This is a genomic window from Halosolutus gelatinilyticus (assembly GCF_023028105.1).
GTDB classification, from domain to species: domain Archaea; phylum Halobacteriota; class Halobacteria; order Halobacteriales; family Natrialbaceae; genus Halosolutus; species Halosolutus gelatinilyticus.
Genome location: NZ_CP095491.1, coordinates 2,566,814 through 2,583,538, shown reverse-complemented (window position 1 = coordinate 2,583,538; position 16,725 = coordinate 2,566,814). Strand labels below are relative to the sequence as shown.

Below are 16,725 nucleotides of genomic sequence, written 5' to 3'. Positions count from 1 at the left end.
CGTACCGATGTCCAATCGCACGCAATCGAACGCCTACGACGGTGAAGAATCGAGCACAAAAAAGACCGGCTGTGCGCGTCCGCTGACGGACCTCACGGGCTTCAAGCGCGACCAACTGTTCGTCATTCGGATGCTCGCGGCCCGAAACCCACACGGCCTCGTCATCAAGGACAAACTGGACTGTTACTACGACGAGGAGATCAACCAGGGACGGCTCTACCAGAACCTCGGCGAACTCGTCGAAGAAGGGTACGTTGAGAAGTACCCGCTCGACGGTCGTACCAACGCCTATCGGCCCAGTACACGAGCCAACAAGCGACTCGAGGAGCACCACGAGTGGGAACGGCGCTGTCTCCGCTGCGATCAGTAAGCGCTCTGCGGCCGCTCCTGGCGGCGATCGCGGAGGGTCGGTTCGAGGCAGCTCTCGCCAGCTGCCGGACGCAGTTCTCGACACAGCCGGCTGACGGTCGCGATCGCCGATGCAACTGATCCGAACCCATCGATTCGTAATGTCAGCATACAGTTCTTCGGACGACACCAGTCGAACAGCACCCGATCTCGAAGCGCCGTGGACGTACGCGACAACCGCCGCGCACCGTCTCGGCCTCCCCGACGACATCGAGCAGCGGTTCCTCCACCCGCGTCAACGCGAGCGGATTTCGGTCCCGTTCGAACGCGACGACGGGGCGTACGACGTCTGCGAGGGGTACCGCGTTCGCCACGAGACCGTCCGCGGACCGCCCGCGGGCCCGCACCGGTACTTCCCCGCGCTGAACGGCGACGACTGCGCCGGCCTCGCGGCCGCGGCGACCGTCAGCGCGGCGATCGCCGACGTGCCGTTCGGCGGCGCCGCGGGCGGGATCGCGGTCGATCCCGCGGAACTCTCCCGGGACGAACGGGCGCGGCTCACTCGAGCGTACGCGACCCGAATCACCGGCGTCGACAGCGACGGCGACGTCTTCATGCCGGACGTCGGCACCGATCGGCGAACCATGGCGCGGATCGCCGACGCCATCACCGATCGCGTCGACGCTCCGGCTCGGGCGACGGTCGCCGGCAAACCGCCGGCGATCGGCGGGTTCCGCGAACTCTCCGAGCCCGGAGCCCACAGCGTCGCGACCGTCGCCCAGGACGTCCTCGAGACGGACCGCGCTCGACCGCTGTCCGACGCGACGATCGCCGTCTACGGCACCAGCACCGTCGGCTCGACGGCCGCCCGACTGCTCGAGTTCCGCGGCGGGACCATCGTCGCGATGTGCGGCGACGGCGCGGGACTCGCCGCCGCCGACGAAACGGGGCTCGACACGAACCTCGCCCCCAGCTACCTCCGGCGGCCGGGGACGCTCGCGGAGTTCGACGGCGGGACGGTGACCGGCACGAGAAACGTCCTCGAGCACGACGTCGACGCCCTGCTCCTCGCCGACCCCGCGACGACGGTGACCGCCGAGAATGCCGACGGGATTCGAGCCGATCTCGTCGTCGAGGGCACCGTCGGCAGCGTGACGCCCGGCGGCCAGCGCACCCTCGAAGAGCGAGGCGTCACCGTCGTCCCCGCGGTGCTGGCGACGGCCGGTCGGATGATCGCGGCCCACCTCGAGTGGGTCCAGAGCGTCGGCCGCGACCGAATGAGCGACGCGCGCGTGGGCAACGAGTTCCGGTACGCGCTCGCCGACGCCGTCGACGATGTCCGGGATCGTCGCGACCGGTGCGACCTGAGCTGGCGCGAGGCAGCCTACAGCGTCGGCTGTTCCCGCGTCGCGGCGGCCCACGAGGTGATTCGATGATCGATCGCGTCGACGACTCGCTGTCCGACGCGCTCGACTGGCTCCAGGATGTCGGCTTGCCGGACCGGGTGGCGTCCGACGACTCGAGCGGCGACGGCGCGAACGAGGACGAAGTCCGGCTGCCGGTCGTCGACGCCGCTGACGATCGGTCGAGCGACGGGGATGGAGACGAGAGCGACGACGCGGATACCGGGACGAACGACGGCACCGGCGGATGGGGCGCCGCCGAATCGCCCACGTCGCGCGCCCTCCACGCCGTCGTCCACGGCCACGACGGACCCTACGCCTGCGGCGAGGGCGGGCTCCTGCTCCACCGGGGTGATGACGGTTGGCAGGTCGTCCTCGAGCGCGGGCCGGGTGTGTCGGAAAACACCCTCCGCGACGTCGCGGCGACCGACGACGGCTGTCGGCTCTGGTTCGCCGGCGACAGCGGCGCGCTCGGCTGCTACGACGTGGTCGACGGGCGCCTCAGCGACTACTCGGCGCCGATGGAGAAGACGAGCACCTGGGAGGCGATCGCCGTCACCGGATCGACCGGCGAGGAGCGCGTCCGGATCGCGAACGGCTCCGGCGAGGTGCTCGATTGCACCGTCGAGGACGGCTGCCCGACCTGGGGCGACGTGGTCGAACCCGGCGGCGGGTCGACGGTTCCCGGGTTGACGGCCGGGCCGGACGGATTCTGCGCCGTCGACACCAGCGGCGGCGCGTACCGAGAATCCGCGGATCGAGACGAAAACGGCGAATCGACCTCCGATACCGAGAGCACCTCGTCCGATCGGTGGGAACGGATCGGCGTCCGGAACGCGCAGGTCGACTTCCAGGATATCTGGGCCGGCGACGGCGCCGTCTACATCGCCGGCGCCGACGGCATCGCCTACCGGTACGATCCCGACTGCGAGAACTGGACGCCGCTGCACGTCGGCCAGGGCGCTCTCCAGGCGATCCAGGCGCGCGGTACCGGCGCCGTCGCGGTCGCGACCGGCGGACGGATCTACCGCCGCGAGGAGAGCGTCCGCTGGGCCGAACTGGACACCCCCACCGAACAATCGTTGCAGGGTCTCGCGCTCGCCCGATCGAGCGACGACGTCGACGGCGGACTCGCGACCAGCCCCGTCGACGTCGCCGTCGGCGCCGGCGGCGTCATCCTCGAACGCGATCGATCGCCGTGACCGATCTCGGTTCCACGTTGTCGAGTCGAAGCGATCTCCGACCGTTCAGCGGTTCCTCGCCGTTCCACCGACCGTAGCTGATGGTTTCCGATACACTTCGCACCGTCGTTAGTCGTATCGATCTCGATAGCCCTCCGCTCGCGGACACGTTCGTGCTCTCGCTCGCCGCGTTCCTGTGGCTCGTCCTGCTCGAAGGGTGGCTTCCCGGCCTTGGTCCCGCTCCGGCCGATCTCGAGGCGCCGATGGACGCACCCGGCGTCCCCGAGGCGATGGCGACGGCGAACGGACTCACCGGCGTCACCGCGTACCTGCTCATATGGGGAACGATGATGCTGGCGATGATGCTGCCGTCGCTCGTTCCCGCCGTCCGACGGTATCGTGAGGAGATTTGTGACGATTCGACCCTCTTCATCCGCTCGATCGCCGCCTTCCTCGGCGCGTACGGGCTCGTATGGACGCTCGTCGGGGCCGTCCCGCTGGCGGTCCAGTACGTGGTTCCGATTCACGATCTGGTGACCGAATCCGCGCTCGGGTGGAGCGCAGGATCGGTGGTGGTCGCCGGCCTGTTCGCCTTCGCCGGCGGCTACCAGTTCACGTCGCTGAAACGCGATCTGCTCGAACGCTGTGCGTGCTGTCGATCGATCCCGCACCATCCGGACGTCACCCGCATGGTCCGGACGGGACTCGAGTACGCCGTCAACTGCGTCGGCTGCACCTGGCCCCTGTTCGCGGTGATGGTCGCGCTCGGGTCGATGAACCTCTCCGTCATGATCGGCCTGACGGTCGTCGTCGTGCTCGAACGCGTGGCGCCCGAGAGCGATGACGTCGCCCTCGCCTGGGGCGTCGTCCTGCTCGCCGCCGCCGCGTTCACGCTGCTGGTCGGCGTTCCGAGCGTGTGATCGCGACGCCCGTCTCCGCCGATCGTTATTCCAGTCGAGCCTTTTTGACCGCGGTCGTGGAAGCGCTAGTCGAAAGGGTGTTACACGCCAACAAACACCTCGTTTTCATACTGGCGGAGGTATCGTTCGATACCTGTTCACCGGGCTGGCCGTGGCGAACCCGGTTAACCCGGGAACGGGGCTGACCCTGGCAGAGGGTGTGGAGTTTGAGCCAGCCGAGGCGCCCGACTTCGTCGAGGTGATCGTCGGCATCGTCCCCAAGAACCCAATGGCCTCATCGACGACGGGATAATCGTCCTCCCGGAAAAGACCTTAGAAGAGCCCCGGGAAGAGGACGTAGCTGAACACCGTCGCGACGACACCGACCCCGATCGCGTAGTACACCAGCGGGATCAGGTTCAGCCGCATCACGCGGCCCTCCTGGCCGACGAGGCCGACGGTCGCGAGCGCGGCGACGACGTTGTGGACGGCCACGAGATTGCCGATCGCGCCGCCGACGGCCTGCGCGCCGACGATGAGCTGCGTGGGGAGGCCGAGTTGGCTCGCGGCCTCGAACTGGAACCCGCCGAAGGTGATGTTCGAGACGGTGTTCGAGCCGGCCATCGCGGCCCCGAGGGCGCCGATGAGCGCGGCGATGAACGGATACGCCGGACCGACGGCGTCGGCGGTCGCCTGCGCGAGGACGAAGATCATGCTCTCGGTGCCCTCGGCGTGCGCGCCGGACTGGAGCATCACCTGCACCATCGCGATGACGAACACGAGCGCGATGAACGGTGCAACGAGCTTCCGCAGGGCCTCACCCCAGGCGGCCGTCACCTGGTCGCCGTCCATCCGGTACAGCGGGATCGCGAGCAGCGCACAGAGGACGAGCCAGAAGCCCGGGACGTAGATCCAGTCGATCCCGCCGCCGAGTCCGGTTCCACCGCCGATATCGGTCCATCGAGTGAAAAACAACAGCGGGTGAATCTCGATCTTGCCGCCGAGCAGCCAGACGTCCGGCAGAGATACGGTGACTGGCGGAATTTCGAGGGACACTCCGAGCAGAGTCGTCGGCTCGCCCTGCAGGAACGCCGCGATCGGGTCCCAAACGCGCGTGACGACCAGGAGCGCGACGAGCAGGATGTACGGGGTCCAGGCGCGAAGCAGGGACATGTCGGTCCGTCCGATAGACGCCGTACCAGCGCCGCCGTCGGCGACCGCTGCGCCGTCGTCCGTTCCGGTAGCGACGCCGCCGCTGCTCGACTCTCCGGGCTCGATCGTGCCGACCCAGTGGGCGGGCCACTCCTCGCGGTCCGGGAAGTCCCACTCCTCGTCCGGCACGAAGTAGCCGGCTTTCAGGGCGCCGACGACGATCGCGCCGCCGACCATCGACCCCAGAAGCGACGGGAACTCCGCGCTTACCTGGGCGGAGAGCCAGTACGGAACCACGAACGCCAGCCCGGCGAACAGACACAGCGGCGCGACCTCCCAGGCCGGTTCGAGGCTGCGCTCTTCCCGGTCGCCGAAGAAGTAGACGACCATTCCCACGGCGAACAGCGGCATGAGGAACCCGACCAGCGTGTGGTAGGTCGCCGCCCAGACGGCAACCTCGAGCGAGTAGTCGGCGACGGTAAAGCCACCGTCCGTGATCGCCGTCTCCGTCGCGGCCGTCGACGAGAGCGGATCCTTGATCCCGATGATGATCGGCGTCCCGACGGCGCCGTAGGTCACGGCGATGATGTGGCCGATCAGCGCGGCGATCACCGCGGCCAGCGCCGGGAAGCCGAGCGCCAGCAGTAGCGGCGCGACGACCGCCGCCGGCGTCCCGAATCCGGCCGCACCCTCGATGAACGTCGCGAGGAAGAACCCGAGCAGGATCACCTGGACGCGGCGATCGTCGCTGATCTGCGCAAAGCCCTGGTTGATCCTGTCGAACGCGCCCGCCTGCATCAGCGTGTACAGCAACAGCAGCGCGCCGAAGACGATCCAAAGGATCTGGATCGCCGTCATCGCGCCGGCGATCGAGGCCGCTGCGACATACTCCCCCGGCATACCCCAGACGCCGAGCCCGACCGCCACCGCGGCGAGATAGGCGATCGGCATCGCCCGCGTCGCGGGCCACAGCAGTCCGACGAGTAGGACGCCCGCGAGAACGAGCGGCGTCGCCGCGAGCAGGATTTCGACCGGACTAGCCACGGCCACCACCTCGACGCCCCGTCGGGGAAGCTCGTAACGGGCGATCGGTGCCGCCACCGCGTGTGATCGGATCTGGCATGGTGTGGCAACCATCAAATCATCATATATAATCTTCGATCGTTCACATAATGTGACCAACCCAGCGATCGGTTTCGAGAGTCTACTGCTCGTTTTCCCCCGCAACGCACGCGGAGGCGTCGCGTCTTGCGACGATCGAGCGCTTGCGGCGCGCTCACGCAGGCTAACAGTCGAGAACTCGCTACGAGAACTCGGAGCGGGCGCCGGAACCGCCCTCGATCCGCATATTTCGAGGGGCTCGCGCCGGAGTCGTGAACCGGCGCACCTCGCCCCTTCGCTCGCCGATCGACGGCCGCGCCGCCGTCCAGAGTGCCGTGCAAACGGGAGGTGACCGCGTCTGCCGGGGGTACGCTCGCGACGCTAGTCGACGAGCCCTCGGCGGACGAGACGACGAAGAACCGAAGATCTGTCCGCGATCGATTCCGCGTCGAGTTCGGCTGGTGTCTCCTCGTCCTCCAGAAGGCGCAGGGTGACCGGTTTCATCGCCACGTTCTACCACGTCCCCGAAATAGTCGTTCCGGACTTCGATTCGGGATCCGCGATACCGCTCGAAGTGGGCGTCCCTCAACGGGCCTCCTCGAGCCGATCGAGCGCCTCGGGGTTCTCGATGCTGCTCATGTCGCCGAGGTCCTCGCCCGTGTAGGTGGCCTCGATCGCCCGCCGGATGATCTTCCCGCTCTGCGTCTTGGGGAACTCGTCGACGAACAGCACCTCGCGCGGACGGAACGGCTTGCCGAGCTCCTCGCCGACCTGCGCGCGCAGTTCCTCGCGCAGGCTGTCGGTCTCCTCGCGTCCGTCTTCGAGGATGACGTAGGCGACGACCGCCGTCCCGGTGGTGTCGTCGGGGGCGCCGATGGCCGCGGCCTGGTTGACCGCCTCGTGGTCGATGAGCGCGCCCTCGACCTCGGCGGGGCCGACCTTTCGGCCGGCGACGTTGAGCGCGTCGTCGGCGCGGCCGTGGAGGAACCAGAAGCCGTCCTCGTCCTTCTGAGCCCAGTCGCCGTGGTTCCACATCGGTGGATCCTCGAACGTCGACCAGTACTCCTCCAAGTAGCGCTCGTCGCCCGACCAGAGCGACTTCGTCATCGACGGACAGGAGTCCCTGGCGACGAGGAAGCCGCGTTCGTGGTCCTCCTTGATGGACTCGCCCGAGGCGTCGACGATGTCGATATCCATGCCGAGGCCGGGGCCGCCCAGCGTGCAGGGTTTGAGCGGTTCGGTCGGCATCGGCATCAGGAAGCAGCCGCAGATCTCGGTGCCGCCGGAGATATTGATGATCGGGCACTCGCCGCCGCCGACGTTCTCGTAGAACCAGCGCCAGGACTCGGGGTCCCAGGGCTCGCCCGTCGAGCCCAGCAGTCGAAGCGACGAGAGGTCGTGACCGGAGAGCCAGCCGCCCCCGTGCTTGCGCAGGGCGCGAATCGCCGTCGGCGAGATGCCGAACTGGGTCAGTTCGTGGCGATCGATCATCTCCCAGAAGCGATCGGGGTCAGGGTAGTCCGGCGCGCCCTCGTACACGAAGACGGTGCCGCCGAAGGTGTGCGTGCCGATGAGCGTCCACGGCCCCATCATCCAGCCGATGTCCGAGACCCAGAAGAACCGATCGGCGGGTTTGAGATCCATGCCGAAGTGGACCTCCTTCGCACACTGGACCTGGACGCCAGCGTGGGTGTGGACGATCCCCTTCGGCTTGCCCGTCGTGCCCGAGGAGTAGAGGAGCATCGACTCCTGGTCCGACGGGAGCGACTTGGTCTCGTACTCGTCGTCGGCCGTCTCGACGGCGTCGATCCACCACTCGTCGCGATCGTCGTTCCAGGAGATCTCGTGTTCGCTCTTCGGAGCGCTCTGCTCACGGGTCGCTTCGCTCACGGGTCGCTCGCGCTCCCCGTTCGCGTTTTCGAGGTCTTCGCTCCGCTCAGACCTCGCATCGTTCCCCGTTCGCATTTCCGAGGCGCTTTGCGCCTCGCTCCCCAGCCTATCGAAAACGATCGTGTGCTCGACGTGGCCGGCTTCCTCGATCGCCTCGTCGGCGGCCGACTTGAGGAAGACGGGATCCCCGCGGCGGTAGAAGCCGTCGCCCGTAAAGAGGACCGAACACTCCGAATCGGCGATTCGGGTCGCGGCGGCGTCGACGCCGAACCCGGAGAAGATGGGGACGGCGATCGCGCCGACCTTGAAACAACCGTAGAGGATGGAGACGACCTCCGGCACCATCGGCATGTACAGCCCCACGGTGTCGCCGGTTTCGATGCCGCGCTCTTCCAGCGCGTTGGCGACCATGTTCGACTGTCGGCGGAGTTCGTGGTACGTCACCTCCCGGATCTCGCCGTCCTCGCCCTCCCAGATGGTCGCCACTTTATTTCGGCGCTCCTCGTCGACGGCCGCGTGCCGATCGAGGACGTTGTGCGCGATGTTGAGCTCGCCGCCGGGGTACCAGTCGGTGAATTGCGGCCCCTCGCTGTCATCTCGTACCGTCTCATAGTCCTCGTAGAACTCGACGCCGAGGTAGTCGACCAGTTCGTCCCAGAACCAGTCGACGCCCGACTCCTCGACCCCGTCGAGTTCCGTCGTCGTGCGCTCGATCAACTCCTCGTAGCCGTCGATCCCGTACGCCTCCATGAAGGCGTACACGTTCGTCGAGTCGACGAACGCCTCGTCGGGTTCGTGGACGATCTCGTCGACGTCTTCGAGGCTCGGGTCGGTGGTTCCGGACATAGTCAGTCGTACGTAAGGGTCATTCCACCATCAAACAACAGGTCGCCGCCGTCTAAGTGTCGGCCCAGATCGGAGAAGCCGATCAGGAACAGGTTGGCGACGTCGATCGGCTCCATCATCTCCTTCACGCGGGACTGGCCGAGCATCACGTCCTGAATCACCTCGTCGACGCTGATTCCGCGCTGCTCGGCCGTGTCCTCGAGCTGGTTCGTCACGAGCGGCGTTTTCACGTAGCCCGTGCTGACCGAGAACGCGCGGATCTCGCCGTCGCCCTCCGCCGCGATCGACTGGGTGAGCCCGCGCAGACCGAACTTCGAGACGTTGTAGGCGACCTTGTCGCTGGTGACGTAGTGGCCGTGGACCGAGCCCATGTTGCCGACGCAGCCCCGCCCATCATCGGTCTCCCGAAAGTGCGGAATGCAGCGCTTCGAGAGGTACAGCGGCGCCCGGAGCATGATGTCGTGCATCCGATCGTAGGTCTCCATCGGGAACTCTTCGATCGAGTCGATGTGTTGCATCCCGGCGATGTTCGCGAGGTACTTGATAGCGCCCAGGTCGGCCGCCTCGTCGACGACTCGCTCGATGTCGTCGTCGTCCGTGAGGTCCCCGGGGATCGATTCGATCGATCCGTCGAGATCGAGCTCCGACCTCCGCTCGATCGTCCCGTCGAGCCCCTCCTCGTCGACGTCCGTCGCCGCGACGGTCAACCCGTTACCGGCGGCCGCGAGCGCGGTCGCCCGTCCGATTCCCGACCCGGCACCCGTCACGAGACAGACGTTGCGCCCCGTGAACGCATCGTCGTCGATCGTGTGGATGTCCTCCCGCGTCACCGTCGGTGGCGTCACTTCTCGAGACATGGTCCTACAAAATACGTCACCCTGGGACGTGCTAAAACTGGGTCGTTAACATATCAAGCCCGATCGGCGAGCCGGCAGAGTATCCTCGGCGTCGAGCGAGCGAGCCGTTCGAGATCCTCGGCGTCGAGCGAGCGAGCCGTTCGAGATCCTCGACGCGGACGAAATCCACCTCGACGGCCCACGAACGGCCGGATCGGCACGGTTCGCTCGATCATCGTGCAGTCTTACCGACCAGGGGGGTCACGAGATCAGCGTGGATCTCGCTCTTTAGGCGGGGAACCTCATAACCCAAGGCCTTTGCCGCTGACATCGCCCATATCTCCTTCAAGCCGGGATAACAACTTTTGACGTTTCTCTTCCGGGAGGTTCTCGATTAGGTTTTGGAGGTCGTCGACCTGGACGTCTTCCGGGTTGGGTAGGTTACTACTCATAGTACTCACCGCCAGGTTTACGACCACAGAGGGGATAATAAAGCCTTGTTCACGGTAGATACTATACCACTTACGCGAATGTGTCATTAAAAATCGCCTCTTCCGTTTACGTGAAGGTCTCGAACCGGTTGGCGTCACTCGATCACGCCAGGCGGTGGTTATGCGGATCGATCGGCTCCATCAGACGTGGATGGGCGAGCGAGCCAGCGCAGCGCGCTGGCTTACCGGCTTCGCCCACTAGTACAACACACAACGGCCGAATCAGGCGCTGGACAACCGCACTCCTGTAGAAGAAGTGATGGACTGATGACCGGACGCTGCCATGTGGGGGATAATAACAGTTAATGTCTATCATGATCGTTCTTCATCAAGCGATGATCGACCTCGATCTCGATATGCGGCAGTACGATTGTCCGTTCATCGATACGACCGACGACGTCGACATCGCGTTTTCGGCCGTCCAGTGGCAACTCGACACGGACGCCGAGAAACTCGAGACGCGGCTCATCGCGAAGGCCGACTCGGTGGGAGCGCTCGACGACGGCCTGCACACGCTTCGAGATCATCCCAACATGACGGAGTGTTATATCCTCTCGAAGCGGGAGAACGTCGCCCAGATCGGGACGAAGATCGAACAGACGAACGCCATGGAGACGATCCGGGCGAACGGCGGCTACATCACCGGTCCGTTCCAGATCGAGAGCGGCCGAGAGCACTGGCACGTCGGCTTCGACGACGACCGGGACGAGGATCACGCCCTGGCCGAACTCGAACGCCACAACGACTACCGCGTCGAAAACCGCGATCGACTCGGGCCGACGGCGCTGTTCGACCTGCTCGAGAACGCCGACGGCGCGATGCAGCTGCTCGAGAGCTGTCGATCGCTGACCGAGACCGAACGCGAGACGTTCGAGGTCGCCTCCCGAAAGGGGTACTACGAGACGCCGCGCGAGACGACCCTCGACGAACTCGCAGATCACTTCGACGTCTCGAAGACTGCCGTCTCGATGAACCTCCGGCGCGGCGAGCGAAAGCTCCTGACGGGAGCGCTCTCGGCGCTGGACGAACTTTCCGACGCCGAAGACACGACAAATTGACCGCTGGCCGCCGCGGTTTCGGGACTCGCCGGCGTGTTCACTGATCGGTCGTTCCGTCCGTGTACGGCCATAGCCGCCCGGTGATGATACAGAGCCCGCCGGAGAGGATCATCACCGCTCGTTGCGTCCCTGTAGTGTCCGAGAACATTGCCGCGCCGACGTAGCCTACGGTGAACGCGAACGCGGCCGCCCACTCGGGAAGAACAATTCGAAACTCTGTACGGTTACTACAAGCGAACTAATCGATAAAACTGCCAATATCGCAACTGATAGTAGTTGCAATTCTACCATCCGTCCTCGCTCTGTCCGCGGAAAATTTTAATTTTTCCGATAGCAACCACCTCGGTCGACCAGCGATCGACTGATCCACGTCGATCGGGCATTTGCCAGATCGGTTAATTGTGTCTGACGTACGTTTATGTGTCCGGACAGATCCCTAGGAGGTATGTCGAAAAACCGCGTCGAGCAGCTCGAATCGACGGTCGCAGAACTCGAGTCGACGGTGGATGGGTTGACGGACGAGCTCATCGAAGCGAAAGAGCGGATCCGCGTGCTCGAAGCCGAACTCGACGCCGACACGCCGACGCGCGTTCCCGAACGACGCGCGTCCGATGCGGACGAGGACGCGCCGTCGGCGGACACCGAGGAAGCGGACCCCGACGACGTCGCCGAGGCGGCGGCGGAGGCCGACGATGCGACCGGCGACGAAGCGGAAGACTCAGGTAGCGACGACATTATAGTCGCATAACCGAACGACTACGTCGCGAACGGATCTCGGTGATCGCGGCGCACGCGATCGACTCAGGGAGACGGAGGGTTCGAGAAGGGATGTACATCAAGGCGCTCGTTCTGGACAACTTCAAGAGCTTCGGCCGTAAGACCAAGATCCCGTTCTACCAGGATTTCACCGTGGTTACCGGCCCGAACGGCTCCGGAAAGTCGAACATCATCGACGCCGTGCTCTTCGCGCTCGGACTCGCCCGGACCCGCGGCATCCGCGCCGAGAAACTGACCGACCTCATCTACAATCCCGGCCACGAGGACGGCAGCGGCAACCGGTCCGGTCCGCGGGAGGCCACCGTCGAGGTGATCCTCGACAACGAAGACGGGACCCTCACCCGATCGCAGGTCGTCAACGCCGCCGGTAGCGAGGACGTCGGCGACGTCGACGAGATCCGCATCCGCCGGCGCGTCAAGGAGACCGAGGACAACTACTACTCCTACTACTACCTGAACGACCGCTCGGTCAATCTCTCCGACATCCAGGATCTGCTCGCGCAGGCGGGCGTCACGCCGGAGGGATACAACGTCGTCATGCAGGGCGACGTCACCGAGATCATCAACATGACGCCCCACGCCCGCCGCGAGATCATCGACGAGATCGCGGGCGTGGCGGAGTTCGACGCCAAGAAGGAAGACGCCTTCGAGGAACTCGAGGTCGTCCAGGAGCGGATCGACGAGGCCGAACTCCGGATCGAGGAGAAACGCGATCGGCTCGCGCAATTAGAAGACGAACGCCAGCAGGCCCTCCGATATCGGCGCCTCCGCCGCGAGAAGGAGGAGTACGAGGGGTACAAGAAGGCCAGCGAACTCGAGGAGAAACGCGGGGAACTCGAGCGGATCGAATCGCGCGTCGACGACCTCGAAAGCGACCTCGAGGACCTCCAGCGCGAACTCGACGAACGGCAGGGCAAGGTCGTCCGCCTGCAGGAGGACCTCGAGGATCTAAACGCCGAGATCGAGCGCAAGGGCGAGGACGAACAGCTCCGAATTAAAAGCGAGATCGAGGAGCTGAAAGGCGAGATTTCGCGACTCGAGGACAAGATCGAGGCCAGCGAGGAGCAGATCGAGGACGCCGAGGCCAAGCGGCGCGAGGCGTTCGTCCAGATCGATCGCAAGCAGGAGACGATCGCCGACCTCGAGGACGAGATTCGCGAGCACAAACTCGAGAAGGCGTCGATCAAGACGGAGATCCAGGAGCGCGAGACGGAACGCGACGCGCTCGAGACGGAGATCGAGGAGGTCGACACCGAGTTCGACGAACTCAAGACGGAACTCGCCGAGCGCAAGGACGACGTAGAGGAAGCCAAAACGGAAAAGAACGACCTCCAGCGCGAGCAGGACCGCCTGCTCGACGAGGCCCGCCGGCGATCGAACGCGATCAGCGAGAAGGAAGCGGCGATCGAGGAGAAACGCGAGGAGCTGCCGGAGATCGAGAGCAAGCGGTCGGACCTCGAACGCGAGTTGCGCAAGGCCGAGGCGAACCGCGAGAACATCGCGAGCGTCGTCGATGACCTCAAGGCCGAAAAACGGCGCCTGCAGGGAGACCTCGACGACCTCGACGACAAGTTGCAGGCCAAACAGCAGGAGTACGCCGAACTCGAGGCCAACGCGGGCGAGAGCGGCGACTCCTCGTTTGGCCGGGCGGTGACGACGATCCTGAACTCGGGGATCGGCGGCGTCCACGGTGCGGTCGCCCAGCTCGGCTCCGTGTCGAGCGAGTACGCGGTCGCCTGCGAGACCGCCGCGGGCGGCCGCCTCGCGAACGTGGTCGTCGACGACGACGTCGTCGGCCAGCAGTGTATCGAGCACCTGAAGTCCCGCAACGCCGGTCGGGCGACGTTCCTGCCGATGACGGACATGCGGAAACGGGGGCTGCCGAAGGCCCCGTCCGATCCCGGCGTCGTCGGCTTCGCGTACGACCTCGTGGAGTTCGACAGCCAGTACGCGAGCGTCTTCTCGTACGTGCTCGGCGACACGCTAGTCGTCCAGGACTTAGAGACCGCCCGCTCGTACATGGGCGACTACCGCATGGTCACGCTCGACGGCGATCTGGTCGAGAAGAGCGGCGCCATGACCGGCGGCTCCCGGAAGGGGTCGCGCTACTCCTTCACCGGCGGCGGCGAGGGCCAGCTCGAGCGCGTCGCCAAGCAGATCACCGACCTGCAGGACGAACGCGAGTCCCTCCGCGAAGAACTGCGGGACGTCGAGGGACGGCTCGACGACGCCCGCGATCGAAAGACCGACGCGGCCGACGAGGTCCGCTCGATCGAGACCGAGATCGAGAAACTCGACGACCGCCGCGAGACGATCGAGGGCGACGTCGAGCGCCTCGAGGGCGAACTCGAGGAACTCCGCGAGGAACGGGAGTCGGTCGACGAGCGGATGAACGAGATCGCCGACGAGATCGAGACAAAGACCGCGACCGTGGAGTCGATCGAGGCCGACATCGCCGAGCTGGAAGCCGAACTCGAGGACTCGAAGATCCCCGAACTGACCGCCCAGATCGAGGAGTTGGAGGCCGAGATCGACGAGCGCGAGGACCGAATCAGCGAAATCGACGGCAAACTGAACGAGCTGAGCCTCGAGAAGGAGTACGCCGAGGACGCGATCGACGATCTCCACGATGACATCGAGGCCGCCCAGAACCGGAAGGCCGAACACGAAGAGCGCATCGCCGACTGCGAGGAGACGATCGAACAGAAGCGCGAGGCGCTCGAGGCGAAACACGAGGCCGTCGCGGAGCTAGAGGACGAACTCGCCGAGCTGAAGGACGAGCGCGGCGACCTGAAGGAGGAGCTGTCCGAGGCCCGGACGGAGCGCGACCAGCAGCAGGATCGCGTCAACGCCGTCGAGAGCAAACTTGAGGACCGCCGCGAGCGGGCGGGGAACCTCGAGTGGGAGATCGAATCCCTCGAATCCGAGGTCGGCGACTACGACCCCGAGGACGTCCCCGACCACGACACCGTCCTCGAGATGATCGACCTCCTCGCCGCCGACATGGAGGCGATGGAGCCGGTGAACATGCTCGCGATCGACGAGTACGACGAGGTTCGCGGGGATCTCGAGGAACTGGAGGACGCGAAGGCCACGCTCGTTGAGGAGGCCGACGGTATCCGCGATCGGATCGAACAGTACGAGACCCAGAAGAAGGAGACGTTCATGACGGCCTACGAGGCGATCTCCTCGCACTTCACGGAGATCTTCGAGAAGCTCTCGGAGGGGACCGGGACCCTGCACCTGGAGAACGAGGCGGACCCGTTCGACGGCGGGCTGACGATGAAGGCCCAGCCCGGCGACAAGCCGATCCAGCGGCTGGACGCGATGTCCGGCGGGGAGAAGTCGCTGACCGCGCTCGCCTTCATCTTCGCGATCCAGCGACACAATCCGGCGCCGTTCTACGCGCTCGACGAAGTCGACGCCTTCCTCGACGCCGTCAATGCCGAGCGGATCGGCGAGATGGTCGACGAACTCTCCGATCGGGCGCAGTTCGTCGTCGTCTCTCACCGGACGGCGATGCTCGATCGCTCCGAGCGCGCGATCGGGGTGACGATGCAACAGGACAACGTGAGCGCGGTGACGGGGATCGATCTGAGCAGCGGGGAGGTGCCGGCGGATGACTAGCGAGGAGCCACGCTCTTCGGAAAAAGCGAGCGGCGAAGCCGCGAGCAGGGAGTCGCGAAGCGACTCCGAAAAGCCGACCGGGGAGCGAGGCGACCCACGAGACAGCGAGGGAAGCGGGTCGCGAGAAAGCGACGAGAGCGGTGAGGACATCCCGCTGAACATCGCCGGCCACGAGGACCGAGAGCGGCCAGGCGACGAGACGGTCCTCGAATTCGCGGACGACGGAGACGACCCCGAGATCGAGGGCGCGAAACGGGACGCCGAGGACGAAGACGAGGAGGTCGAACCCGTCGAACTCCTCGTGCAACTCGCCAAGGACGGCGAAATCGATCCGTGGGACATCGACGTCGTCCGCGTCACGGACAAGTTCCTGGCGGCGCTGGACGACGCCGACCTCCGCACGTCGGGCCGGGCGCTGTTCTACGCGAGCGTCCTGTTGCGGATGAAAAGCGACGAGCTGTTCGCGCCGGACGAACCCGAGGAGGAGGAACTGCCCCCGTGGGAGGCACCGTTCGCCGACGAGGGGCCGATCGACGGCGGCGACGGCGGCAGACCGGCGCCCGGGTTCGACCCCGTCGAGAACCTCGAGGCGGAAATGGAACGGCGGCTCGAGCGGAAACAGGCCCGTGGAAAGCCCGAGACGCTGGACGAGCTCGTCCGTGAACTCCGGGACGCCGAGCGCGGCAGTTGGTGGAAGGAATCTCGCAGCTACGACACCAGCGACTCGCCGCGGGGGTACGGCCGCGGCGTTCAGGAACTCAGCTACCACACGGAAGACGAGTTTCGCGTCGACGACGAGCCAACGAGTGACGACGTCACGCACACGACCCACGAGGAGGACATCGAGGCCGTCATCGACGATGTCGAAACGGTCCTCGAGGAGCAGTACGAGAAGGGCCGCGACGAGGTCCTCTACGCCGAGATCGACGAGGTCGGGGGCACGCGCGTGATGACCTACCTCGCGCTCCTCTTTCTCGCCCACCGCGGCCGCGTCACCCTCGAACAGGACGAACTGTTCGGCGACCTCTGGATCCAGCGCGTGACCCTCGACGCGGAGCCCGAGGAAGCGATCGCCGACTAGGTCGATCGCTGCGGCTAGTGGGAGTGTTGAGCCCC

Annotated in this window: 13 protein-coding genes; 8 read left to right on the top strand and 5 right to left on the bottom strand. The window is 65.8% G+C overall.

Annotation, left to right across the window (positions count from 1 at the left end; all coding sequences use genetic code 11):
* The first annotated feature begins 7 nt into the window (after positions 1-7).
* From MUH00_RS12780 to MUH00_RS12765, 4 genes are all read left to right on the top strand, one after another.
* Positions 8-370 (top strand): helix-turn-helix transcriptional regulator, encoded by a 363-nt coding sequence (locus tag MUH00_RS12780; protein ID WP_246999097.1) that lies wholly within the window; start codon positions 8-10, stop codon positions 368-370.
* A 139-nt stretch (positions 371-509) separates the two neighbouring features.
* On the top strand, positions 510-1,784 hold the full coding sequence (locus MUH00_RS12775; RefSeq protein ID WP_246999096.1) for a Glu/Leu/Phe/Val family dehydrogenase: 1,275 nt from the start codon (positions 510-512) through the stop codon (positions 1,782-1,784).
* Positions 1,781-2,953 (top strand): hypothetical protein, encoded by a 1,173-nt coding sequence (locus MUH00_RS12770; RefSeq protein ID WP_246999095.1) that lies wholly within the window; start codon positions 1,781-1,783, stop codon positions 2,951-2,953. Before MUH00_RS12775 ends, MUH00_RS12770 begins: the two co-directional genes overlap by 4 nt.
* Positions 2,954-3,033: 80 nt before the next feature.
* Positions 3,034-3,852 carry a DUF2182 domain-containing protein gene (locus MUH00_RS12765; protein ID WP_246999093.1) on the top strand — a complete coding sequence of 273 codons (819 nt, stop codon included), beginning with the start codon at positions 3,034-3,036 and terminating at the stop codon, positions 3,850-3,852.
* Positions 3,853-4,164: 312 nt separating this feature from the next.
* Here MUH00_RS12765 and MUH00_RS12760 read toward each other — a convergent pair whose 3' ends face one another.
* The 5 genes from MUH00_RS12760 to MUH00_RS12745 form a co-directional block, all read right to left on the bottom strand.
* On the bottom strand, positions 4,165-6,027 hold the full coding sequence (locus MUH00_RS12760; RefSeq protein WP_246999091.1) for an L-lactate permease: 1,863 nt from the start codon (positions 6,025-6,027) through the stop codon (positions 4,165-4,167).
* Positions 6,028-6,465: 438 nt separating this feature from the next.
* Entirely contained in the window at positions 6,466-6,588 is a 123-nt protein-coding gene (locus MUH00_RS22875; RefSeq protein ID WP_256464788.1) for a hypothetical protein, read from the bottom strand.
* Between the two features lie 81 nt (positions 6,589-6,669).
* Positions 6,670-8,820 carry an AMP-binding protein gene (locus MUH00_RS12755; protein ID WP_246999089.1) on the bottom strand — a complete coding sequence of 717 codons (2,151 nt, stop codon included), beginning with the start codon at positions 8,818-8,820 and terminating at the stop codon, positions 6,670-6,672.
* Between the two features lie 2 nt (positions 8,821-8,822).
* The gene (locus MUH00_RS12750; protein WP_246999087.1) at positions 8,823-9,677 is read right to left on the bottom strand and encodes an SDR family oxidoreductase; all 855 of its coding nucleotides are present in this window, start codon (positions 9,675-9,677) and stop codon (positions 8,823-8,825) included.
* 281 nt (positions 9,678-9,958) lie between these two features.
* On the bottom strand, positions 9,959-10,108 hold the full coding sequence (locus tag MUH00_RS12745; protein ID WP_246999085.1) for a hypothetical protein: 150 nt from the start codon (positions 10,106-10,108) through the stop codon (positions 9,959-9,961).
* Between the two features lie 374 nt (positions 10,109-10,482).
* Here MUH00_RS12745 and MUH00_RS12735 point away from each other — a divergent pair, with 374 nt between their 5' ends.
* The 4 genes from MUH00_RS12735 (at position 10,483) to MUH00_RS12720 (ending at position 16,690) form a co-directional block, all read left to right on the top strand.
* Positions 10,483-11,205 (top strand): helix-turn-helix domain-containing protein, encoded by a 723-nt coding sequence (locus MUH00_RS12735; RefSeq protein ID WP_246999083.1) that lies wholly within the window; start codon positions 10,483-10,485, stop codon positions 11,203-11,205.
* Positions 11,206-11,650: 445 nt separating this feature from the next.
* Entirely contained in the window at positions 11,651-11,953 is a 303-nt protein-coding gene (locus MUH00_RS12730) for a DUF7518 family protein (protein WP_246999082.1), read from the top strand.
* Between the two features lie 80 nt (positions 11,954-12,033).
* A complete protein-coding gene (gene smc / locus MUH00_RS12725; protein ID WP_246999081.1) occupies positions 12,034-15,609 on the top strand; it encodes a chromosome segregation protein SMC in 3,576 nt (1,191 codons plus the stop codon).
* The gene (locus MUH00_RS12720) at positions 15,602-16,690 is read left to right on the top strand and encodes a segregation and condensation protein A (RefSeq protein WP_246999080.1); all 1,089 of its coding nucleotides are present in this window, start codon (positions 15,602-15,604) and stop codon (positions 16,688-16,690) included. Before smc ends, MUH00_RS12720 begins: the two co-directional genes overlap by 8 nt.
* Positions 16,691-16,725 lie beyond the last annotated feature (35 nt).

Bases quoted from the DNA above. Each gene is read 5' to 3' on its own strand.
- MUH00_RS12780 (WP_246999097.1), top strand. From the start codon at position 8: ATGTCCAATCGCACGCAATCGAACGCCTACGACGGTGAAGAATCGAGC.
- MUH00_RS12775 (WP_246999096.1), top strand. From the start codon at position 510: ATGTCAGCATACAGTTCTTCGGACGACACCAGTCGAACAGCACCCGAT.
- MUH00_RS12770 (WP_246999095.1), top strand. From the start codon at position 1,781: ATGATCGATCGCGTCGACGACTCGCTGTCCGACGCGCTCGACTGGCTC.
- MUH00_RS12765 (WP_246999093.1), top strand. From the start codon at position 3,034: ATGGTTTCCGATACACTTCGCACCGTCGTTAGTCGTATCGATCTCGAT.
- MUH00_RS22875 (WP_256464788.1), bottom strand. From the start codon at position 6,588: ATGAAACCGGTCACCCTGCGCCTTCTGGAGGACGAGGAGACACCAGCC.
- MUH00_RS12755 (WP_246999089.1), bottom strand. From the start codon at position 8,820: ATGTCCGGAACCACCGACCCGAGCCTCGAAGACGTCGACGAGATCGTC.
- MUH00_RS12750 (WP_246999087.1), bottom strand. From the start codon at position 9,677: ATGTCTCGAGAAGTGACGCCACCGACGGTGACGCGGGAGGACATCCAC.
- MUH00_RS12745 (WP_246999085.1), bottom strand. From the start codon at position 10,108: ATGAGTAGTAACCTACCCAACCCGGAAGACGTCCAGGTCGACGACCTC.
- MUH00_RS12735 (WP_246999083.1), top strand. From the start codon at position 10,483: ATGATCGACCTCGATCTCGATATGCGGCAGTACGATTGTCCGTTCATC.
- MUH00_RS12730 (WP_246999082.1), top strand. From the start codon at position 11,651: ATGTCGAAAAACCGCGTCGAGCAGCTCGAATCGACGGTCGCAGAACTC.
- smc (WP_246999081.1), top strand. From the start codon at position 12,034: ATGTACATCAAGGCGCTCGTTCTGGACAACTTCAAGAGCTTCGGCCGT.
- MUH00_RS12720 (WP_246999080.1), top strand. From the start codon at position 15,602: ATGACTAGCGAGGAGCCACGCTCTTCGGAAAAAGCGAGCGGCGAAGCC.